The sequence below is a fragment of the Arthrobacter sp. zg-Y238 genome (assembly GCF_024385525.1).
GTDB classification, from domain to species: domain Bacteria; phylum Actinomycetota; class Actinomycetes; order Actinomycetales; family Micrococcaceae; genus Arthrobacter_B; species Arthrobacter_B jinronghuae.
Genome location: NZ_JANFLU010000004.1, coordinates 263166 through 282178, shown reverse-complemented (window position 1 = coordinate 282178; position 19013 = coordinate 263166). Strand labels below are relative to the sequence as shown.

Sequence of the window (19013 nt, the reverse complement as noted above, 5' to 3'; positions counted from 1 at the left end):
GGGCGGGGTGTGCCCCCACCCCCAATTACCGCGGGGGGGCCCAGTCTGCCCGCCGCCCCCCCCCCGCCACGAAGGGAAGCGCTGAATTAGCGCTTGGAGTACTGAGGTGCCTTACGTGCCTTCTTGAGACCGGCCTTCTTACGCTCGATGACGCGGGCGTCACGAGTCAGGAAGCCTGCCTTCTTCAGGGCGGGGCGGTTGTTCTCGCGGTCGATCTCGTTCAGCGAGCGGGCAACGCCCAGACGCAGCGCGCCGGCCTGGCCGGAGGGGCCGCCGCCGTGGATGCGTGCGATGACGTCGTATGCGCCTTCGAGGTCAAGAAGCTTGAACGGCTCGTTGACTTCCTGCTGGTGCAGCTTGTTCGGGAAGTAATCCTCGAGCTCGCGGTCGTTGACGATCCACTTGCCGGTACCCGGGACGAGGCGCACGCGGGCGATAGCCTGCTTGCGGCGTCCGACGGCGGAGCCGGGGACGGTCAGGGCGGGGCGTTCCTTGACATCGGCCTGGACCGAGTCAGAGGATTCCGAGGTGTAGCTCGAAAGCTCCTCGGTGTTTTCATTCAGCTCTTCAGTGTTCTGAGCCACGATTCTCCTTGAATTAATTTCTTAGTTGGCGGGCCAGAACTACTGGGCGACCTGGTTGATTTCGTAGGTCTTGGGCTGCTGAGCGGCGTGCGGGTGCTCGGCACCGCGGTAAACCTTCAGCTTGCTGATCTGGTCAGCAGCCAGGGAGTTCTTGGGCAGCATGCCGCGGATGGCCTTCTCAACTGCACGTACCGGGTTCTGCTCCAGCAGTTCGGCGTAGTTGACGGAGGACAGACCGCCCGGGTAACCCGAGTGGCGGTAGGCACGCTTCTGTTCGAGCTTGGCGCCGGTCAGGGCAACCTTCTCGGCGTTGATGATGATGACGAAATCGCCCATGTCCATGTGGGGAGCAAAGGTCGGCTTGTGCTTTCCGCGCAGCAGTGTTGCGGTCTGGCTGGCAAGACGGCCTAGGACAACGTCGGTGGCGTCAATGACGTGCCACTGGCGGTTGATGTCGCCGGGCTTCGGGGTGTACGTACGCACGGTGTTTGCCTTCGTTTCTTCTTCTTAGGTGGCGCGCCGCCCATGGATGCCATGGACAGTGCAGCTTCTCTATGCGTTACCGGATGGTCAGGTGAGGACTGAATTAACCAGTGGTCCTGAGATCTCGGCTATTTCCCCGGGGCCAGGTGGCTCTGCAACTGAGCCGCTCCCGTGGGCATAGGCCTATCGAGGTAGGACACGCACAACGACTATAAACAATAGCCTGCTTGCGTAGTCAGGTCAAAAGCTGTCCCCGCGTTATGGATCCAGCGCCGGATATTGGATTTGTCCCTATTTTAGGACCGGAAGCCGCTGATCGGCTATTCGCGCTGCGCCCGGGTCAGCTCGGCCCGCCGGGCCAGCTCTGACGCTGCCGGGTAGCGGACTTCCTCCAGCACCAGCGGGTGCGGCGGGGCGAGCAGGGACTTCGAGTCCCGGATCCGCGCGAACATGCGTTCGGCCAGCCATTGGGGGCGCCGCTCCCCCGAGCCGACCAGCAGTGAACCGCCCACCAGCGAGCGGACCATGTTGTGGCAGAAGGCATCCGCCTGGATGTGCGTGGTGATGATTCCGTCACCGCCGCGGTGGAAGCTGAACTCCAGGAGCTCGCGGGTGGTGGTGGAGCCGGTCCGCGGTTTGCAGAAGGAGAGGAAGTCCCGGATCCCCAGCACGCCGGCTGCGGCTTCGTTCATGCGGTCTGTGTCCAGGGGCGCCTTGAACCACAGAGTGGTATGCCGGGTCAGCGGGTCCCGGTTTTCGGGAAGGTCGCAGATGCGGTAGCTGTACCGCCGCCAGAGGGCCGAGAAACGGGCATCGAAACCGGCCGGAGCCGGGACGGCCGACAGTACTTCCACGGCCCCGCCGAGGGCGTCGATGGCTCGGCGCTGGAGGCCGGCTTCCCGGGCCGACATGGTCAGCTCCTTGTTCAGCACCCCGTGCAGCCTGCGCCGCAGCGAGACTCCCGGATCCAGGTCCCGGCCCCTGGCCAGTCCGTACCACTCGGACGCGGTGAGGTCGAAGTGCACCACCTGCCCGCGGGCGTGGACACCGGCGTCGGTCCGCCCCGCCACCGTCGTCCGAACCGGACGGCGCAGCAGGACCGCCAACGCATCTTCCACCAGGCCCTGGACGGTCCGCAGTCCGGGCTGGGCTGCCCAGCCGGAGAAGGACGCACCGTCATAGGCGAGGTCCATCCGGACGCGGAAAGGCCCGCCATCCATTTCGGGGACGGCGGGCCTTTCAATAGTCATAGCACCCATATTAAGGGCACCGGGACCTCAGCGAAGAATTACTTCTTCTCTTCGGTCTCTTCGACAGCCTCATCAGCGGAGTCGGCAGACTCAGCAGAATCGGCGGACTCAGCGGAATCGGCAGATTCTGCCGACTCGGCGGAATCAGCAGACTCAACGGCAGGCGCCGGAGCGGCTGCAGCGGCAGCGGTGCTGGCTTCAGCCACAACCGACTGCTTGGCAGAAAGCGGTTCCAGAACCAGCTCGATGACAGCCATGGGAGCGTTGTCGCCCTTGCGGTTGCCGATCTTGGTGATACGGGTGTAGCCGCCGTCGCGCTTCTCGACTGCCGGAGCAATGTCGGTGAAGAGCTCGTGGACGATGCCCTTGTCGGAGATCAGGGCCAGGACGCGACGGCGGGAGGACAGGTCCCCGCGCTTTGCGAACGTGATCAGGCGCTCTGCGTAGGGACGCAGACGCTTGGCCTTGGTCACCGTGGTGGTGATCTGCTTGTGCTCGAACAGCTGCGCGGCAAGGTTGGCCAGCATCAGTCGCTGGTGTGCCGGGCTGCCTCCGAGGCGCTTACCCTTGGTGGGTGTAGGCATTACTTTTTCTCCTCAAACGGTGCCGTGCGGTGCTCAGTGGCCCGAACGGCAAGAATTTGCTTCAGTTAGAGCTCGTCGTCCGAGTACTCGGACTCGTCCTCTTCAATAGCTGCGGCACGGGCGGCCAGGTCGAACCCGGGAGGGGAATCCTTCAGGGACAGACCCAGTTCAACCAGCTTTGCCTTCACCTCGTCGATGGACTTCGCGCCGAAGTTGCGGATGTCCATCAGGTCAGCCTCGGAGCGGGCTACGAGTTCACCCACGGTGTGGATGCCTTCGCGCTTGAGGCAGTTGTACGAACGCACGGTCAGCTCGAGGTCTTCGATCGGCAGTGCCATGTCGGCTGCCAGTGCGGCATCCGTGGGGCTCGGACCGATTTCGATACCTTCAGCGGCGGTGTTGAGTTCACGTGCCAGGCCGAACAGCTCAACCAGGGTGGTACCGGCAGAGGCGACAGCGTCGCGCGGTGCAATGGCATCCTTGGTTTCAACGTCAACGATCAAGCGATCGAAGTCGGTGCGCTGCTCAACACGGGTGGCCTCCACGCGGAAGGTCACCTTCAGGACCGGCGAGTAGATGGAGTCGACCGGGATGCGGCCGATTTCCTGGTCACCGGACTTGTTCTGGCTGGCCGACACGTAGCCGCGGCCGCGCTCGATGGTCAGTTCGAGTTCGAACTTGCCCTTCGAGTTCAGCGTGGCGATGTGCAGGTCGGGGTTGTGGAACTCCACGCCGGCCGGCGGAGCGATGTCCGCAGCCGTAACCACGCCGGGGCCCTGCTTGCGCAGGTAAGCCACAACGGGTTCGTCGTGTTCGGAGGAAACCGAGAGGTTCTTGACGTTCAGGATGATCTCGGTGACATCTTCCTTGACGCCGGGAACCGTCGTGAACTCGTGCAGCACGCCCTCGATGCGGATGCTGGTTACAGCGGCACCGGGAATGGAGGACAGCAGGGTACGACGGAGGGAGTTACCAAGGGTGTAACCGAAACCCGGCTCCAGGGGTTCAATGATGAACCGTGAGCGGTTGTCGGCTACGACTTCTTCAGTGAGGGTGGGGCGCTGTGCAATGAGCACTTGCATTTCCTTTCAGCGAGCATCCGCTATATGACGCAACACAAATGGTGGAAACGACGACGACGGGTCTTCCGCGGGCGTCTTGGACGGCTAACAGCCAGCCCGGGACCGGCGCCCTCCGGCGGGCAGCCCACTCGTGAAAGTGGGCAGCCCGCCGGGGAAACCGGAACCGCAGTGCTGCTTATACGCGGCGGCGCTTCGGGGGACGGCAACCGTTGTGTGCGCTCGGAGTGACATCCTGAATGGAGCCAACCTCCAGGCCGGTGGCCTGCAGCGAACGGATGGCGGTCTCGCGACCGGAGCCCGGACCCTTCACGAAGACGTCGACCTTGCGGACGCCGTGCTCCTGTGCGCGCTTTGCGGCAGCTTCAGCAGCCATCTGAGCAGCGAACGGGGTGGACTTACGCGAGCCCTTGAAGCCAACCTCACCGGCGGAAGCCCATGAGATAACAGCACCGGACGGGTCCGTGATGGACACGATGGTGTTGTTGAAGGTGCTCTTGATATGCGCCTGGCCGAGCGCGATATTCTTCTTATCCTTGCGACGCGGTTTGCGGACCGCTCCACGAGTCTTGGGGGGCATTACTTCTCCTACAAAGAGTTTGGTTTAGGTGGCCCGGATTCGGGCCGTGGCCGAAAGACCGCTTATTTAGCGGCCGGCCTTCTTCTTACCGGCAACGGTGCGCTTCGGGCCCTTGCGGGTACGAGCGTTGGTCTTCGTGCGCTGACCGTGGACGGGCATGCCGCGGCGGTGCCGGATGCCCTGGTAGCTGCCGATTTCAACCTTGCGGCGAATGTCGGCGGCCACCTCACGGCGGAGGTCACCCTCAACCTTGAAGTTGCCCTCGATGTAGTCACGCAGCTGAACGAGTTCAGCGTCGGTGAGGTCCTTGACGCGAGTTTCCGGGCTGATGCCGGTCTCTACAAGGGTCTGCTCTGCACGGGTCTTGCCCACGCCGTAGATGTAGGTAAGCGCAATCACTACCCGCTTTTCGCGGGGAATGTCAACGCCAGCGAGACGTGCCATATCGGCGGTTCTCCTTTGGTTATTACCGGAGGTCTGAAGCAGTGCGTCCCTGTTGCCAGGTCCCCGGCCTCCGTACCGGGGGTATGCGTCACGCGTATAGACGCTGCACTGCCATATTGAATTAACTACGCGTGGGCTGATCCCTGAAATCAGGGGCCCTCTTACCGTTGTCCTTTCGGACCCCGGAGCTAGAGAAGCTGATTAGCCCTGACGCTGCTTGTGGCGCGGGTTCTCGCAGATCACCATGACTCGACCGTTACGGCGAATCACCTTGCACTTATCGCAGATCTGCTTGACGCTCGGCTGGACCTTCATGGTTTTCCTTTGCGTGGTTGCAGGGTTGAGCTTGAACGGTCAGTGAACCGGCAATGCGGTCCGCTGTCCGTCTTTGCAGCGGTTTATTTGTAGCGGTAGACGATGCGACCCCGGGTGAGGTCGTACGGGCTAAGTTCCACCACAACGCGGTCTCCAGGGAGGATGCGAATGTAGTGTTGACGCATCTTTCCCGAGATGTGTGCGAGCACAATGTGGCCGTTGGCCAGCTCAACGCGGAACATCGCGTTGGGCAGGGCTTCGTTTACCGAGCCCTCGATCTCAATGACGCCGTCTTTCTTGGCCATATCCTCCGCTAACGTCTGTGTCGCCGGCTTTGACGCCGGCAACGGTTTTTCGAATGTGGCCGTCACCCCGGCCCAGCCAACCGCATCGGCACACAAGGCATCGAAAGCGGTCAATCCGGGCACGAATGTAGAGACAACCAACAGATAACTCTACGGGAAGACCCCCCATAAGTTAAATCGCTCCCGCTGTCCAGTTCCCGCCGCGGCACTTTGGTCCGGCTGTTTCGGCTCCCCAAACGCCGGCAGGCCCCGTTCCGGAAGGGAACGGGGCCTGCTGGTTTGGTACATGCGAAGGATTCCCTAGGGAATCGGAACCGGGGTGACACCCAGCGGTTCCAGCCGGGACGCGCCGCCGTCGGGCGCCGTGAGCACCCAGATCCCCTTTTCATGGATCGCGACGGAGTGCTCCCACTGGCTGGAACGGCTGCCGTCCTCGGTGACAACTGTCCAGTCATCATCGAGCGTGCGGGTGAGGATCTTGCCGCGCACCAGCATCGGCTCAATGGCCAGGCACAGGCCCGGCCGCAGCTTCGGTCCCCGGTGTCCCGTGCGGTAGTTCAGGACGTCAGGTGCCTGGTGCATTTCAGTGCCGATGCCGTGGCCGACATAGTCCTCGAGGATTCCCAGTTTCCTGCCCGGGACGCTGTTGACGTAGTCGTCCACGGCGTCGCCGATATCGCCCACGAACTTGCCCTTCGCGGCAGCGGCAATGCCGTGCCACATGGCATTCTCGGTGACGTCCGACAGCCGCTGGTCCTCCGGATCCGGCGTACCCACGATCACGGTACGCGCGGAGTCCGAGTGCCAGCCGTTCACCACTGCACCGCCGTCGATGGAAATGATGTCGCCGTCCTGCAGCACCCGGTCCCCCGGAATACCGTGGACAACTTCTTCATTCACGGACGTGCAGACCGTTGCCGGGTAGTCGTAGTACCCCAGGAAGTTGGAGGTAGCTCCCGCTTCCTTGAGCACCCGGGCAAAAACCGCATCGATTTCGCGTGTACTGACGCCGACGTCGGCGGCCTTGACCGCTGCGTCGAGCGCTGAGATCAAAACAAGGCCGGCTTCGCGCATGATGCGCATCTGCTCGTTGGTTTTGTATTCGATTCGAGGCTGGCCGAACATGTGTCTTCTAACTTCCTAGCGGATAACTTTTTGCGCCGGTCTTTCTTAGCGCAGGTCCTTCAGTGCTTCCATGACGCGCTCGGTGACGTCGTCGATGCCGCCGAGGCCATCCACGCGGGTCACGATTCCGCGGTCCTCGTAGCGGGCGACGACGTCGCCTGTCTGCTGCTTGTACAGGTCCAGGCGGTGCCGGATGACGTCTTCGGTGTCATCGCTGCGGCCTTCGAGTTCCGCGCGCCGCAGCAGGCGGGCAACGAGTTCGTCGTCGTCGGCCGTCAGGAGGAGCACCGCGTCGAGCTTCTGGCCGTTGCCGGCAAGGATGTCGTCGAGTTCCTCGACCTGCGCCACTGTGCGCGGGTAACCGTCCAGCAGGAAGCCCGATTCGACGTCGTCCTCGGTGAGCCGGGTGCGGACCATGTCGTTGGTGACGGAATCCGGAACGAAGTTGCCGGCGTCGATGTACTTCTTTGCTTCCACGCCGAGCGGAGTCTGCTCCTTGACGTTGAAACGGAAAATGTCGCCGGTTGATATTGCCGTGACACCGAGCCGGTCCGAGATCCGAGCGGCCTGAGTTCCTTTACCGGCGCCGGGAGGCCCGATAATGAGCATTCTTGTCATCGCAATAACCCTTCGTAGTGACGTTGCTGGAGCTGCGCGTCAATTTGCTTAACCGTTTCCAGTCCCACACCAACCATGATGAGGATTGACGTTCCGCCGAACGGGAAGTTCTGGTTAGCTCCAACCAACACCAGAGCAATCAGCGGGATCAGGGCGACAAAGCCCAGGTAAAGGGCGCCGGGCAGCGTGATCCGGGAGAGCACGTACTGCAGGTATTCGGCGGTGGGGCGGCCGGCCCGGATGCCGGGAATGAAGCCGCCGTACTTCTTCATGTTCTCCGAAACTTCGTCCGGGTTGAACGTGATGGAGACGTAGAAGTAGGTGAAGAAGACGATCAGCAGGAAGTACACCAGCATGTACAGCGGGTGGTCGCCGCTGACGAGGTAGTTGTTGATCCAGACCACCCATCCCGGCGGCGTGCCCTGCTCGGGCGTATTGAACTGCGCCAGCAGGCTGGGCAGGTAGAGCATGGAGGACGCGAAGATCACGGGGATCACGCCGGCCATGTTGACCTTGATCGGGATGTAGGTGTTGGTGCCGCCGACCGTACGCCGGCCGACCATGCGCTTGGCGTACTGCACCGGAATGCGGCGCTGCGACTGCTCCACGAAGATGACCAGGGCCACCGTCAGGATGCCGACAGCAATGACGGCCAGGAAGATGGTCCAGCCCTGCGCGCTGAGGATCGCGCCAAGGGCGCTGGGGAAGGACGCCGCGATGGAGGTGAAGATGAGCAGCGACATACCGTTGCCCACACCCTTTTCCGTGACGAGCTCGCCCATCCACATGATGACGCCGGTACCGGCCGTCAGCGTGACGATGAGCAGCAGGACGGTGACCATGTTGTCGTCCGGGATGATCGGCAGGGCGCACTGGTTGTTGAAGAGCGCGCCCGAACGGGCCAGGGAGACGACGGTCGTGGCGTTGAGCAGGCCCAGCGCGATGGTGAGGTACCGCGTGTACTGGGTCAGCTTCGACTGGCCCTGCTGGCCCTCGTCGTAAAGGGCCTGGAAGTGCGGGATCACGACGCGCAGCAGCTGAACAATGATGCTGGCGGTGATGTAGGGCATGATGCCGAGGGCAAAGATGGAGACCTGCAGCAGCGCACCGCCGCTGAAAAGATTGACGAACTGGTAAATACCACCGGAGGTGGCACCCAGATTCAAGCACTGCTGCACATTGCCGTAGTCAACACCCGGGGCCGGGATAAAAGCACCCATGCGGAAGATAGTGATGATTCCCAGCGTAAACAACAGCTTGCGTCGCAGGTCTGGTGTCCGGAAAGCCCGGCCAATAGCGCTAAGCAAGCGTCCTCCTGAAGTTTGGAAAGTCCGTTCCGGACTTGTGACAGAAACAGAGTCTAGCCGCTCGCGGCCCGTACTGCGTTAACGCCGTACGGGACGCGGTAGTTGCCTTAAACGGAACTGAACTCCCGGCGGACCGGATAGGGTCCGCCAGGAGTTCAGTGGTGAAACGTTGGATCGTGCGCCCCTCCCCCGCCGGTATACGCAATGCGCCCGGACGGGGAGGGAAACAGACCCGCCACGAGGTCTTAGACCGTGGTGGTGGATCCGCCGGCTGCGGCGATCTTTTCTGCAGCGCTGGCGGAGAAGGCGTTGGCGGAGACATCAACCTTGACGGTGATGTCGCCGGAGCCGAGAACCTTCACGGGCTGGTTCTTGCGAACCGCACCCTTGGCAACCAGTGCTTCGATATCCACGGCGCCGCCTTCGGGGAACAGCTCCGAGATCTTGTCCAGGTTTACAACCTGGAACTCGACCCGGAACGGGTTCTTGAAGCCGCGCAGCTTCGGCAGACGCATGTGCAGCGGAAGCTGCCCGCCTGCGAAGCCTGCCTTGACCTGGTAGCGGGCAGCCGTACCCTTGGTACCGCGGCCTGCCGTCTTACCCTTGGAACCTTCACCGCGGCCTACGCGGGTCTTGGCCGTCTTGGCACCGGGTGCCGGACGCAGGTGATGGACCTTCAGAGTTCTGTTTTCTTCGGGCATGTTACTTCGCCTCCTCAACCTTCACGAGGTGCGGAACCGTGTTGATCATGCCAACGGTCACTGCATCAGCAGTACGGACGACGGAGTCGCCGATGTGCTTCAGGCCCAGTGAACGCAGCGTGTCGCGCTGATTCTGCTTACCACCGATGGTGGACTTGATCTGAGTGATTTCCAGTCGAGCCGTGCTAACGGCGACGTTCTTCGGAGTCGACATCAGGCACCTGCCTTCTGCATGTTGCGGAGCATCGCGTAGGGAACGACCTGGTCGAGCGGAAGGCCGCGGCGTGCTGCCACTGCCTGGGGCTCTTCGAGGCGCTTCAGCGCATCAACCGTGGCGTGCACGATGTTGATGGCGTTGGAGGACCCGAGCGACTTGGACAGGACGTCGTGGATACCGGCGCATTCGAGAATGGCGCGGACCGGACCACCGGCGATAACACCGGTACCCGGGGAAGCCGGACGCAGCAGGACGACGCCTGCAGCAGCTTCACCCTGGACGAGGTGCGGGATGGTTCCACCGATGCGCGGGACGCGGAAGAAGGTCTTCTTGGCTTCTTCAACGGCCTTTGCGATGGCGGAGGGAACTTCCTTTGCCTTGCCGTAGCCAACGCCGACCATGCCGTTGCCGTCACCGACAACAACGAGGGCGGTGAAGCTGAAGCGACGGCCACCCTTGACCACCTTGGCAACGCGGTTGATGGTCACGACGCGTTCAATGAACTTGTCCTTCTCATCGTTGCGTCCGCCGTCGCGGCCACCGCGGCCACCGCGTTCGCCGCGGCCTCCACGGTCGGAGCCGCGCTGCTCGCCGCGACGTCCGCCGCGGCGGTCGTCGGTACCGGTGGCTGCGGCTTCCTTGGTCTCAGTTGCCTCAGCAGCTGTAGCTTCAGTCACCTGATTTTCCTTTTCCTTGTTTACCTCGGTCACAGTGCCAGCCCACCTTCACGTGCGCCGTCTGCAACTGCGGCAATACGGCCGTGGTAGCGGTTACCACCGCGGTCAAAGACAACGGCTTCGATGCCGGCGGCCTTGGACCGCTCAGCAACGAGTTCGCCGACGCGCTTGGCCTTGGCGGTCTTGTCGCCGTCCAGTGCACGCAGATCCGCTTCCATGGTGGAGGCGGAAGCCACGGTTACGCCACGGGTGTCATCGACAACCTGGACGAAGATGTGGCGGGCAGAGCGGTTGACCACGAGGCGCGGACGAACCGCGGTTCCGGAAATCCGCTTGCGGATACGCAGCTGGCGACGGCTGCGCAGGGCAGACTTGCTCTTGCTGTTTCGCTTCTTATTAATGCTGATGGCCATGGTTACTTACCAGCCTTTCCGACCTTGCGGCGGACAATCTCGCCGGCGTAACGAATACCCTTGCCCTTGTACGGGTCGGGCTTACGCAGCTTGCGGATGTTGGCGGAAACCTCGCCCACCTGCTGCTTGTCGATACCGGACACGGTGACCTTCGTCGGGGCGACCACGGTAAGCGTGATGCCTTCGGGGGCCGCGACGGGGACCGGGTGGCTGTAGCCCAGGGCGAACTCGAGGTCCGCACCCTTCGCGACTACGCGGTAACCGGTACCAACGATTTCCAGATCCTTCTTGTAGCCCTCGGTCACGCCGGTGATCATGTTGGCGATCAGCGTGCGGGTCAGGCCGTGGAGGGAGCGGGATTCACGCTCGTCGTTCGGGCGGGTAACGGTGATGGTGCCGTCTTCAAGCGTTGCCGTGATCGGGCTGGGCACAGTGTGGCTCAGCTCGCCCTTGGCGCCCTTGACGGATACAACGTTGCCGTTGATGGCGATATCTACTCCGGCAGGAACCGGGATGGGCAGACGTCCAATACGTGACATTTTTCTTTCCCTTCCCTGCTACCAGACGTAGGCGAGGACTTCCCCACCTACACCCTTCTTGGCGGCCTGGCGGTCGGTCAGAAGACCTGACGACGTCGACAGGATTGCGATACCCAGACCACCCAGCACGTGCGGCAGGTTGGTGGACTTCGCGTAAACGCGCAGACCGGGCTTGGAGATGCGGCGAACGCCGGCGATGGAACGCTCGCGGTTCGGACCGAACTTGAGGTCCAGGGTCAGCTTCTTGCCGACCTCGGCCTCTTCTTCCTTCCAGCCGGCGATGTAGCCCTCGGCCTTCAGGATGTCAGCAACGCGCGCCTTGAGCTTGCTGTAAGGCATGGACACGGAATCGTGGTATGCCGAGTTTGCATTGCGCAGACGCGTGAGCATATCTGCGACAGGATCTGTCATTGTCATTTGGGCTCTTGCCCTCCCTCGTAACGGTTTCCTGCAGGATCCCCGTGCGGCGTTGCCTCACGGATCTCCGTCGGACCTGTTACGTAGTAATTAATCTTCGGATTTGAACGGGAAGCCGAGCGCCTTCAGCAGCGCGCGTCCCTCGTCATCGGTCTTTGCGGTGGTAACCACGGTGATGTCCATGCCGCGTACGCGGTCGATCTTGTCCTGATCGATTTCGTGGAACATCGACTGCTCGGTCAGACCGAACGTGTAGTTGCCGTTGCCGTCGAACTGCTTGCCGTTCAGGCCGCGGAAGTCACGGATACGGGGCAGTGCCAGGGTGACCAAACGGTCCACGAATTCCCACATGCGATCGCCGCGCAGCGTAACGTGCGTACCGATCGGCATGCCTTCGCGCAGCTTGAACTGGGCGATGGACTTGCGTGCCTTGGTGACCTGGGGCTTCTGGCCCGTGATCTGGGTGAGGTCGCGTACCGCACCGTCAATGAGCTTGGAGTCCTTAGCGGCATCTCCAACACCCATGTTCACAACCACCTTGACGAGGCGGGGAACCTGGTTGACGTTCGAGTAGTTGAATTCGTCCTGCAGGGTCTGCTTGATCTCCGCTGCGTAGCGGGTCTTCAGACGGGGGACGATCTTGGTGACAGTCTCAGTCATTAGAGGTCCTTCCCAGAGCCCTTGGCCACGCGGATACGCACAGTGCGCTCACGGCCATCTTTTTCGACGGTTTCAGTGCGGAAGCCAACGCGGGTCGGCTTCTTGGTCTCCGGGTCGACAATGGCGACGTTGGAAACGTGGATCGGGGCTTCAACAACCTCGATGCCGCCGGTCTTGGAACCGCGGGAGGACTGGCCAACCTTGGTGTGCTTGGTGACGCGGTTGATGCCTTCAACGAGGATGCGGTTGCTCTCGGGGAAAACCTTCAGAACCTTGCCCTGCTTGCCGCGGTCTCCGCCGCGCTCAGCCTTAGCACCGGTGATGACCTGAACGAGGTCACCCTTCTTGATTTTTGCCATGGACTACAGCACCTCCGGAGCCAGCGAAATGATCTTCATGAACTTCTTGTCGCGAAGTTCGCGGCCGACGGGCCCGAAGATACGGGTACCGCGGGGGTCGCCGTCATTCTTCAAGATCACTGCAGCGTTCTCATCGAACTTGATGTAGGAACCGTCCTGGCGGCGGCGTTCCTTCTTGGTACGGACGATGACGGCCTTGACCACGTCGCCCTTTTTGACGTTGCCGCCGGGAATTGCATCCTTGACGGTGGCAACAATGGTGTCGCCAATGCCTGCGTAGCGACGGCCGGATCCACCGAGAACGCGGATGGTCAAGATTTCCTTGGCACCCGTGTTGTCGGCGACCTTCAGTCGCGACTCCTGCTGAATCACTTATTACTCCTGTCGTCGCGCCGGTTCTCGAAATGAGCCTTGCGGAACGGATATGGGTGGACCCCGTAATACTGGTACTCAACGCCGGGCGTGCCGGCCGCACGCCAGTGCAGCCGCCTTACGCGGCGTCGAACAAGATTATCGGGCTTTTGTCTCATTCGGCGGTGAGGAAGTGCGTACCGGGGACCCGGTTCGAGACCGGATTATGGACACACTTCCGCACCACACAGACAAGATTTCAAGTTTATCGCGAAAAGGCCCCGGAAGCGAAATCGAAGATGATAACGCGGCCGGGGCCCTCACGCTGTGGACGGTGCCGGTGTGTTCTCCGCTTGCCGCGGAGATCACACCGGCGGGCCGGCCGGTACTTCTTACTACTAGATTACTTGGCCTTTTCGAGGATCTCGACCAGGCGCCACCGCTTGGTAGCGGACAGCGGCCGGGTCTCGGCGATCAGCACGAGGTCACCAATGCCGGCAGCGTTCTGCTCGTCATGTGCCTTGCGCTTCTCGGTCCGGCGAATAACCTTGCCGTAAAGGGCGTGCTTCACGCGGTCTTCAACCTGGACGACGATGGTCTTGTCCATCTTGTCCGAGACCACGTAACCGCGTGCGGTCTTCCGGTACCCGCGGGCATCGGCGCCGTTTGCGTCAGTTGTCACTGCTGCCTCATTCTTGTTTTCGCTCACTTGGCATCATCCTCAGCGACCTTGGCTTCAGCTTCAGACTTGTCAGCCTTCTTCTTTGACTTCTTCGGTGCCTCAGGTGCTGCTTCCTCAACGGGAGCGACAACCTCGGGACGAATGCCCAGCTCGCGCTCACGCAGCACCGTGTAGATGCGGGCGATATCGCGCTTGACTGCACGCAGACGACCGTGGTTTTCCAGCTGGCCGGTGGCCGACTGGAAGCGGAGGTTGAACAGCTCCTCCTTGGCCTTGCGCAGTTCTTCTACGAGACGGTCCTTATCGAAGCCGTCCAGCTGCTCAGTTGTCAGCTCTTTTGATCCAACTGCCATTTCTATTCACCACCCTCGCGACGCACAATGCGTGCCTTCAACGGCAGCTTATGGATCGCCAGGCGCAGGGCCTCACGAGCTACCTCTTCGGAAACACCGGAGAGTTCGAACAGAACCCGGCCCGGCTTGACGTTTGCAACCCACCACTCCGGAGAACCCTTACCGGAACCCATACGGGTTTCAGCAGGCTTCTTCGTCAGCGGACGGTCCGGGTAGATGTTGATCCAGACCTTACCGCCGCGCTTGATGTGGCGTGTCATGGCAATACGCGCAGCTTCAATCTGGCGGTTGGTGACGTAAGCAGGCGTCAGAGCCTGGATACCCCACTCGCCGAAGCTGACGGCGGTGCCGCCGGTTGCAGCGCCGGAGCGACCCGGGTGGTGCTGCTTACGGTACTTGACTCGACGTGGGATAAGCATTTAAGCCTGTCCTCCTTCTGCTGCGGGGGCAGCTGCCTCAGCGGCCGGAGCCTCTGCAGCAGCAGGCGCGGCGGCTTTGTCGCCGCGCTCGGGACGACGACGGCGGTCGCCGCCACGGTCACCGCGGTCGGCCGGGCCGCGGCCCGGACGGTCGTTGGAGCGTCCGCGGGACGGTGCAGCAGCCTGCTGTGCAGCCAGTTCCTTAGCGGTAACGTCGCCCTTGTAGATCCAGACCTTCACGCCGATGCGGCCGAAGGTGGTCTTGGCTTCGAAGAAACCGTAGTCGATCTGCGCGCGGAGGGTGTGCAGGGGCACACGGCCTTCGCGGTAGAACTCGGAACGGCTCATTTCAGCGCCGCCCAGACGGCCGGAGCACTGGATACGGATACCCTTGGCGCCTGCACGCTGTGCGGACTGGATGGCCTTCTTCATCGCACGGCGGAAAGCCACGCGGGAAGAGAGCTGCTCTGCAACACCCTGGGCAACCAGCTGTGCTTCCATCTCGGGGTTCTTGACCTCGAGGATGTTCAGCTGGACCTGCTTGCCGGTGAGCTTTTCGAGCTCGCCGCGGATGCGGTCCGCTTCGGCGCCGCGGCGGCCGATCACGATGCCCGGACGTGCGGTGTGGATATCCACACGGACACGGTCACGGGTGCGCTCGATCTCAACCTTGGCGATGCCGGCGCGGTCCATGCCGGTGGACATCAGCTGACGGATCTTGATGTCCTCGCGGACGAAGTCCTTGTAACGCTGGCCCGGCTTGTTGCTGTCAGCAAACCAGTGCGATACGTGGTCAGTGGTGATGCCGAGTCGGAACCCGTGCGGGTTTACCTTCTGTCCCACTTAGCGTTCCTCCTCGATCGTAGGGGTTGCGACTACCACGGTGACGTGGCTGGTCCGCTTGTTGATGCGGTAGGCGCGGCCCTGGGCCCGCGGCTGGAACCGCTTCATGGTGGGTCCTTCGTCAACGAATGCTTCGCTGACGAAGAGGTCACCCTCGTCGAAGGCCACGCCGTCACGGTCCGCGAGGACACGTGCATTGGCCATAGCCGACTGAATTACCTTAAGTACCGGCTCCGAAGCTGCCTGGGGGGCAAACTTCAGAATTGCCAGAGCCTCATTCGCTTGCTTGCCACGAACAAGGTTGACGACGCGCCGGGCCTTCATAGGCGTTACGCGGATATGACGCGCAATTGCCTTGGCTTCCATTGCTTTCCTTCTCTCGTCTTCTGCCGAAAGAGCAGCGCCTAGCGGCGCTTGCCCTTGCGGTCGTCCTTCACATGGCCGCGGAATGTCCGCGTCAGAGCGAATTCGCCGAGCTTGTGCCCGACCATCGACTCGGTGACAAACACCGGAATGTGCTTACGTCCGTCGTGTACGGCGATCGTGTGCCCGAGCATGTCGGGGATGATCATCGAACGGCGGGACCACGTCTTGATGACGTTCTTGGTGCCCTTTTCGTTTTCGGCCGCTACCTTGAGAAACAGGTGCTGGTCGACGAAGGGGCCTTTCTTCAGGCTGCGTGGCATGTTTCCAGGCTCCTATCGCTTGTTCTTGCCGGAACGACGGCGACGCACAATGAGGTTGTCGCTCTCTTTATTGGGACGGCGGGTACGGCCTTCGCGCTTACCGTTCGGGTTGACCGGGTGGCGTCCACCGGAGGTCTTACCTTCACCACCACCGTGCGGGTGGTCGACCGGGTTCATGGCGACACCACGGACGGTCGGGCGTACGCCCTTCCAGCGCATACGGCCGGCCTTGCCCCAGTTGATGTTCGACTGCTCGGCGTTGCCGACCTCGCCGATGGTGGCGCGGCAGCGCACATCAACGTTGCGGATTTCGCCGGAGGGCAGACGCAGCTGGGCGAAGCGGCCTTCCTTGGCGACAAGCTGAACGGATGCACCGGCGGAGCGGGCCATCTTGGCGCCGCCGCCCGGACGCAGTTCAACAGCGTGGATGGTCGTACCCACGGGGATGTTACGCAGGGGCAGGTTGTTGCCGGGCTTGATATCAGCGCCGGCGCCTGCCTCTACGAAGTCGCCCTGCTTGAGCTTGTTCGGAGCAATGATGTAACGCTTGGTGCCATCAACGTAGTGCAGCAGCGCAATGCGGGCGGTACGGTTCGGATCGTATTCGATCTCGGCAACGCGTGCGTTGACGCCGTCCTTGTCGTGGCGGCGGAAGTCGATCAGACGGTACTGACGCTTGTGTCCACCACCCTTGTGCCTGGTCGTGATCTTACCGGTGTTGTTACGGCCGCCCTTTTTGGGCAGCGGACGTACCAACGACTTTTCCGGCGTCGACCGCGTGATTTCGGTGAAGTCGGCTACGCTCGAGCCGCGACGGCCCGGGGTAGTCGGCTTGTATTTACGGATTCCCATTATTTATTCCTCGTTAAAGTGGTCTCCGCCCTAGCTGAGCGGACCGCCGAAGATGTCGATTGTGCCGTCCTTGAGGGTGACAATTGCGCGCTTGGTGTTCTTGCGCTGTCCCCATCCGAACTTGGTGCGCTTACGCTTACCGGCACGGTTGATGGTGTTGATCGAGTCGACCTTGACGGAGAAGATTTTCTCCACGGCCAGCTTGATCTCGGTCTTGTTGGAGCGGGGGTCGACCAGGAAGGTGTACTTACCTTCGTCGATCAGGCCGTAGCTCTTTTCCGAGACGACGGGTGCAAGCACTACGTCGCGCGGATCCTTAGCGGTGGTCGCGCTCACTTGGCGTCCTCCTTGACTGTGTTCTTGCCGACGAACTCGTCGTAGGCAGCCTTGGTGAAGACCACGTCGTCGGCAACAAGCACGTCATAGGTGTTCAGCTGATCTACGTAGATCACGTGAACAGCCGGAACGTTGCGCACTGAAAGTGCGGCAACATCGTTGGCGCGCTCGATAACAACGAGCAGGTTCTTGCGGTCGGAAACCGAACGCAGGGCGCTCAGTGCGTCCTTGGTGGAGGGCTTGGTGCCTTCAACCAGGGATTCGAGGACGTGGATACGGCCGTTGCGTGCCCGGTCCGACAGGGCGCCGCGCAGTGCAGCAGCCTTCATCTTCTTGGGGGTGCGCTGGCTGTAATCGCGGGGCGTCGGTCCGTGGACTACGCCGCCGCCGGTCATGTGAGGAGCACGGATGGAGCCCTGACGAGCCCGGCCGGTGCCCTTCTGCTTGAACGGCTTGCGGCCTGCGCCGCTTACCTCGGCGCGCGTCTTCGTCTTGTGCGTACCCTGGCGGGCGGCTGCAAGCTGAGCAACTACCACCTGGTGGAGCAGCGGTACGTTCGTCTGAACGTCGAAGATCTCTGCGGGGAATTCAACAGTGGTTTCGTTAGCCATGAGACTAATCTCCCTTCACGGCAGTGCGTACGAGGACGACCTGGCCGCGGGCGCCGGGAACGGCACCCTTGATCAGCAGGAGCGACTTCTCGGCGTCCACACCGTGAACCGTGAGGTTCATGGTGGTGTGACGGACGCCGCCCATGCGGCCCGCCATCCGAACGCCCTTGAAGACGCGGCCCGGGGTGGATGCGCCACCGATGGAACCCGGCTTACGGTGGTTCTTGTGTGCACCGTGGGAGGCACCAACGCCATGGAAGCCGTGACGCTTCATGACACCGGCAAAGCCCTTGCCCTTGGAGGTTCCGGTGACGTCGACCTTCTGGCCGGCTGCGAACATCTCAACAGAGAGTTCCTGGCCCAGCTCATAGGTGTCGGCGTCTGCGGTACGCAGTTCAACTACGTGGCGGCGCGGCGTGACGCCGGCCTTTTCAAAGTGGCCGGCCAGCGGCTTGGTCACCTTGCGCGGGTCGATCTGGCCGTAGCCGATCTGAACGGCGGTGTAGCCGTCCTTTTCCGCGTTGCGCAGCTGCGTGATGACGTTGGAGTCAGCCTGGACGACGGTTACGGGGATGAGCTTGTTGTTCTCGTCCCAAACCTGGGTCATGCCGAGCTTGGTGCCCAGCAGTCCCTTTACCTGGCGTGTAAGTGAAGTAGACATAAGTATCCGCTCCCCCCCCTACAGCTTGATTTCGATGTTCACGTCTGCAGGCAGGTCGAGACGCATCAGCGAGTCAACGGCCTTAGGCGTGGGGTCAATGATGTCGATCAGGCGCTTGTGCGTGCGCATTTCAAAGTGCTCGCGGCTGTCCTTGTACTTGTGCGGCGAACGGATAACAACGTAAACGTTCTTTTCCGTGGGCAGCGGCACGGGGCCTACTACCGTTGCGCCTGCACGCGTGACCGTCTCAACGATCTTCCGTGCTGATACGTCGATGACCTCGTGGTCATACGACTTCAGCCGGATGCGGATTTTTTGTCCCGCCATGGCGTCGTGCCTCTTTCTTCGAGTAATGCTCTCTGTACAGTTTTTGCGCCGAACTGCCTTACGGCCTGGCGCCCCTCCAACAGACTGAATCCGGATAATTCCGGGTTCCTCACCCTGCCGAGGCTCCGACCCCCGCGCTCGGGCGTGTCGCGGTGTTGAGACCAACGACGCCGAGCAAGAATAGGGGCGGGTTATATATGGGCTCTTTCCCTGAAGGACCCGACCCTGCATCAGG

At 62.0% G+C, this 19013-nt stretch carries 32 protein-coding genes; all 32 read right to left on the bottom strand.

Annotated features, from left to right (window positions below):
* Nucleotides 1-86: 86 nt before the first annotated feature.
* The gene (gene rpsI / locus NNX38_RS05045; protein WP_227918696.1) at nt 87-584 is read right to left on the bottom strand and encodes a 30S ribosomal protein S9; all 498 of its coding nucleotides are present in this window, start codon (nt 582-584) and stop codon (nt 87-89) included.
* Between the two features lie 39 nt (nt 585-623).
* Complete coding sequence (rplM, locus tag NNX38_RS05040) at nt 624-1067, bottom strand: 50S ribosomal protein L13 (protein ID WP_227918698.1); 444 nt, start codon at nt 1065-1067, stop codon at nt 624-626.
* Nucleotides 1068-1387: 320 nt separating this feature from the next.
* Nucleotides 1388-2317 carry a tRNA pseudouridine(38-40) synthase TruA gene (locus tag NNX38_RS05035; protein WP_255797001.1) on the bottom strand — a complete coding sequence of 310 codons (930 nt, stop codon included), beginning with the start codon at nt 2315-2317 and terminating at the stop codon, nt 1388-1390.
* Nucleotides 2318-2355: 38 nt separating this feature from the next.
* Nucleotides 2356-2901, bottom strand: coding sequence for a 50S ribosomal protein L17 (rplQ, locus tag NNX38_RS05030; RefSeq protein ID WP_229949952.1), 546 nt, complete (start codon nt 2899-2901; stop codon nt 2356-2358).
* A gap of 65 nt (nt 2902-2966) precedes the next feature.
* Entirely contained in the window at nt 2967-3977 is a 1011-nt protein-coding gene (locus tag NNX38_RS05025; RefSeq protein WP_146361126.1) for a DNA-directed RNA polymerase subunit alpha, read from the bottom strand.
* Nucleotides 3978-4158: 181 nt separating this feature from the next.
* On the bottom strand, nt 4159-4560 hold the full coding sequence (gene rpsK / locus NNX38_RS05020) for a 30S ribosomal protein S11 (RefSeq protein WP_049829160.1): 402 nt from the start codon (nt 4558-4560) through the stop codon (nt 4159-4161).
* Between the two features lie 66 nt (nt 4561-4626).
* A complete protein-coding gene (gene rpsM / locus NNX38_RS05015; protein ID WP_227903828.1) occupies nt 4627-5004 on the bottom strand; it encodes a 30S ribosomal protein S13 in 378 nt (125 codons plus the stop codon).
* 201 nt (nt 5005-5205) lie between these two features.
* Nucleotides 5206-5319 (bottom strand): 50S ribosomal protein L36, encoded by a 114-nt coding sequence (gene rpmJ / locus NNX38_RS05010; protein ID WP_012397712.1) that lies wholly within the window; start codon nt 5317-5319, stop codon nt 5206-5208.
* Between the two features lie 83 nt (nt 5320-5402).
* Nucleotides 5403-5624 (bottom strand): translation initiation factor IF-1, encoded by a 222-nt coding sequence (gene infA / locus NNX38_RS05005; RefSeq protein ID WP_055239372.1) that lies wholly within the window; start codon nt 5622-5624, stop codon nt 5403-5405.
* 300 nt (nt 5625-5924) lie between these two features.
* A complete protein-coding gene (gene map / locus NNX38_RS05000) occupies nt 5925-6749 on the bottom strand; it encodes a type I methionyl aminopeptidase (RefSeq protein ID WP_255797000.1) in 825 nt (274 codons plus the stop codon).
* Between the two features lie 45 nt (nt 6750-6794).
* The gene (locus NNX38_RS04995) at nt 6795-7367 is read right to left on the bottom strand and encodes an adenylate kinase (protein ID WP_255796999.1); all 573 of its coding nucleotides are present in this window, start codon (nt 7365-7367) and stop codon (nt 6795-6797) included.
* Nucleotides 7364-8674, bottom strand: coding sequence for a preprotein translocase subunit SecY (secY, locus tag NNX38_RS04990; RefSeq protein ID WP_255796998.1), 1311 nt, complete (start codon nt 8672-8674; stop codon nt 7364-7366). The genes NNX38_RS04995 and secY overlap by 4 nt, the downstream gene beginning before the upstream one ends.
* Before the next feature lie 245 nt (nt 8675-8919).
* Nucleotides 8920-9375, bottom strand: a complete 456-nt coding sequence (rplO, locus tag NNX38_RS04985; RefSeq protein WP_227918714.1) for a 50S ribosomal protein L15 — start codon at nt 9373-9375, stop codon at nt 8920-8922.
* A 1-nt stretch (nt 9376) separates the two neighbouring features.
* Complete coding sequence (gene rpmD, locus NNX38_RS04980) at nt 9377-9589, bottom strand: 50S ribosomal protein L30 (RefSeq protein ID WP_146361114.1); 213 nt, start codon at nt 9587-9589, stop codon at nt 9377-9379.
* Entirely contained in the window at nt 9589-10269 is a 681-nt protein-coding gene (rpsE, locus tag NNX38_RS04975; RefSeq protein WP_227918719.1) for a 30S ribosomal protein S5, read from the bottom strand. Before rpsE ends, rpmD begins: the two co-directional genes overlap by 1 nt.
* 29 nt (nt 10270-10298) lie before the next feature.
* Nucleotides 10299-10682 carry a 50S ribosomal protein L18 gene (rplR, locus tag NNX38_RS04970; RefSeq protein ID WP_229949992.1) on the bottom strand — a complete coding sequence of 128 codons (384 nt, stop codon included), beginning with the start codon at nt 10680-10682 and terminating at the stop codon, nt 10299-10301.
* Nucleotides 10683-10684: 2 nt separating this feature from the next.
* A complete protein-coding gene (gene rplF, locus NNX38_RS04965; RefSeq protein ID WP_227918724.1) occupies nt 10685-11221 on the bottom strand; it encodes a 50S ribosomal protein L6 in 537 nt (178 codons plus the stop codon).
* An 18-nt stretch (nt 11222-11239) separates the two neighbouring features.
* Complete coding sequence (rpsH, locus tag NNX38_RS04960) at nt 11240-11638, bottom strand: 30S ribosomal protein S8 (protein ID WP_146361106.1); 399 nt, start codon at nt 11636-11638, stop codon at nt 11240-11242.
* A gap of 90 nt (nt 11639-11728) precedes the next feature.
* Nucleotides 11729-12298 carry a 50S ribosomal protein L5 gene (rplE, locus tag NNX38_RS04955; RefSeq protein WP_227918727.1) on the bottom strand — a complete coding sequence of 190 codons (570 nt, stop codon included), beginning with the start codon at nt 12296-12298 and terminating at the stop codon, nt 11729-11731.
* Entirely contained in the window at nt 12298-12657 is a 360-nt protein-coding gene (rplX, locus tag NNX38_RS04950) for a 50S ribosomal protein L24 (RefSeq protein WP_227918730.1), read from the bottom strand. Before rplX ends, rplE begins: the two co-directional genes overlap by 1 nt.
* Before the next feature lie 3 nt (nt 12658-12660).
* Entirely contained in the window at nt 12661-13029 is a 369-nt protein-coding gene (gene rplN, locus NNX38_RS04945) for a 50S ribosomal protein L14 (protein WP_055239356.1), read from the bottom strand.
* Nucleotides 13030-13411: 382 nt separating this feature from the next.
* Nucleotides 13412-13717, bottom strand: coding sequence for a 30S ribosomal protein S17 (gene rpsQ, locus NNX38_RS04940; RefSeq protein WP_279326965.1), 306 nt, complete (start codon nt 13715-13717; stop codon nt 13412-13414).
* The gene (rpmC, locus tag NNX38_RS16805; protein ID WP_146361098.1) at nt 13714-14043 is read right to left on the bottom strand and encodes a 50S ribosomal protein L29; all 330 of its coding nucleotides are present in this window, start codon (nt 14041-14043) and stop codon (nt 13714-13716) included. Before rpmC ends, rpsQ begins: the two co-directional genes overlap by 4 nt.
* A gap of 2 nt (nt 14044-14045) precedes the next feature.
* Entirely contained in the window at nt 14046-14462 is a 417-nt protein-coding gene (rplP, locus tag NNX38_RS04930; RefSeq protein ID WP_055239353.1) for a 50S ribosomal protein L16, read from the bottom strand.
* Nucleotides 14463-15305, bottom strand: a complete 843-nt coding sequence (gene rpsC, locus NNX38_RS04925) for a 30S ribosomal protein S3 (protein WP_227918732.1) — start codon at nt 15303-15305, stop codon at nt 14463-14465. It lies immediately after the preceding gene.
* On the bottom strand, nt 15306-15671 hold the full coding sequence (gene rplV, locus NNX38_RS04920; protein WP_227918735.1) for a 50S ribosomal protein L22: 366 nt from the start codon (nt 15669-15671) through the stop codon (nt 15306-15308).
* A 38-nt stretch (nt 15672-15709) separates the two neighbouring features.
* The gene (rpsS, locus tag NNX38_RS04915) at nt 15710-15991 is read right to left on the bottom strand and encodes a 30S ribosomal protein S19 (RefSeq protein WP_104052734.1); all 282 of its coding nucleotides are present in this window, start codon (nt 15989-15991) and stop codon (nt 15710-15712) included.
* Between the two features lie 12 nt (nt 15992-16003).
* Nucleotides 16004-16843, bottom strand: a complete 840-nt coding sequence (gene rplB, locus NNX38_RS04910) for a 50S ribosomal protein L2 (RefSeq protein WP_146361090.1) — start codon at nt 16841-16843, stop codon at nt 16004-16006.
* A 30-nt stretch (nt 16844-16873) separates the two neighbouring features.
* Complete coding sequence (gene rplW / locus NNX38_RS04905) at nt 16874-17179, bottom strand: 50S ribosomal protein L23 (RefSeq protein WP_104052736.1); 306 nt, start codon at nt 17177-17179, stop codon at nt 16874-16876.
* Nucleotides 17176-17790, bottom strand: a complete 615-nt coding sequence (gene rplD / locus NNX38_RS04900; RefSeq protein WP_227918737.1) for a 50S ribosomal protein L4 — start codon at nt 17788-17790, stop codon at nt 17176-17178. The genes rplW and rplD overlap by 4 nt, the downstream gene beginning before the upstream one ends.
* A 4-nt stretch (nt 17791-17794) precedes the next feature.
* A complete protein-coding gene (rplC, locus tag NNX38_RS04895; RefSeq protein ID WP_229947286.1) occupies nt 17795-18451 on the bottom strand; it encodes a 50S ribosomal protein L3 in 657 nt (218 codons plus the stop codon).
* A gap of 18 nt (nt 18452-18469) precedes the next feature.
* Nucleotides 18470-18778 carry a 30S ribosomal protein S10 gene (gene rpsJ, locus NNX38_RS04890; protein ID WP_146361073.1) on the bottom strand — a complete coding sequence of 103 codons (309 nt, stop codon included), beginning with the start codon at nt 18776-18778 and terminating at the stop codon, nt 18470-18472.
* Nucleotides 18779-19013: the final 235 nt, after the last annotated feature.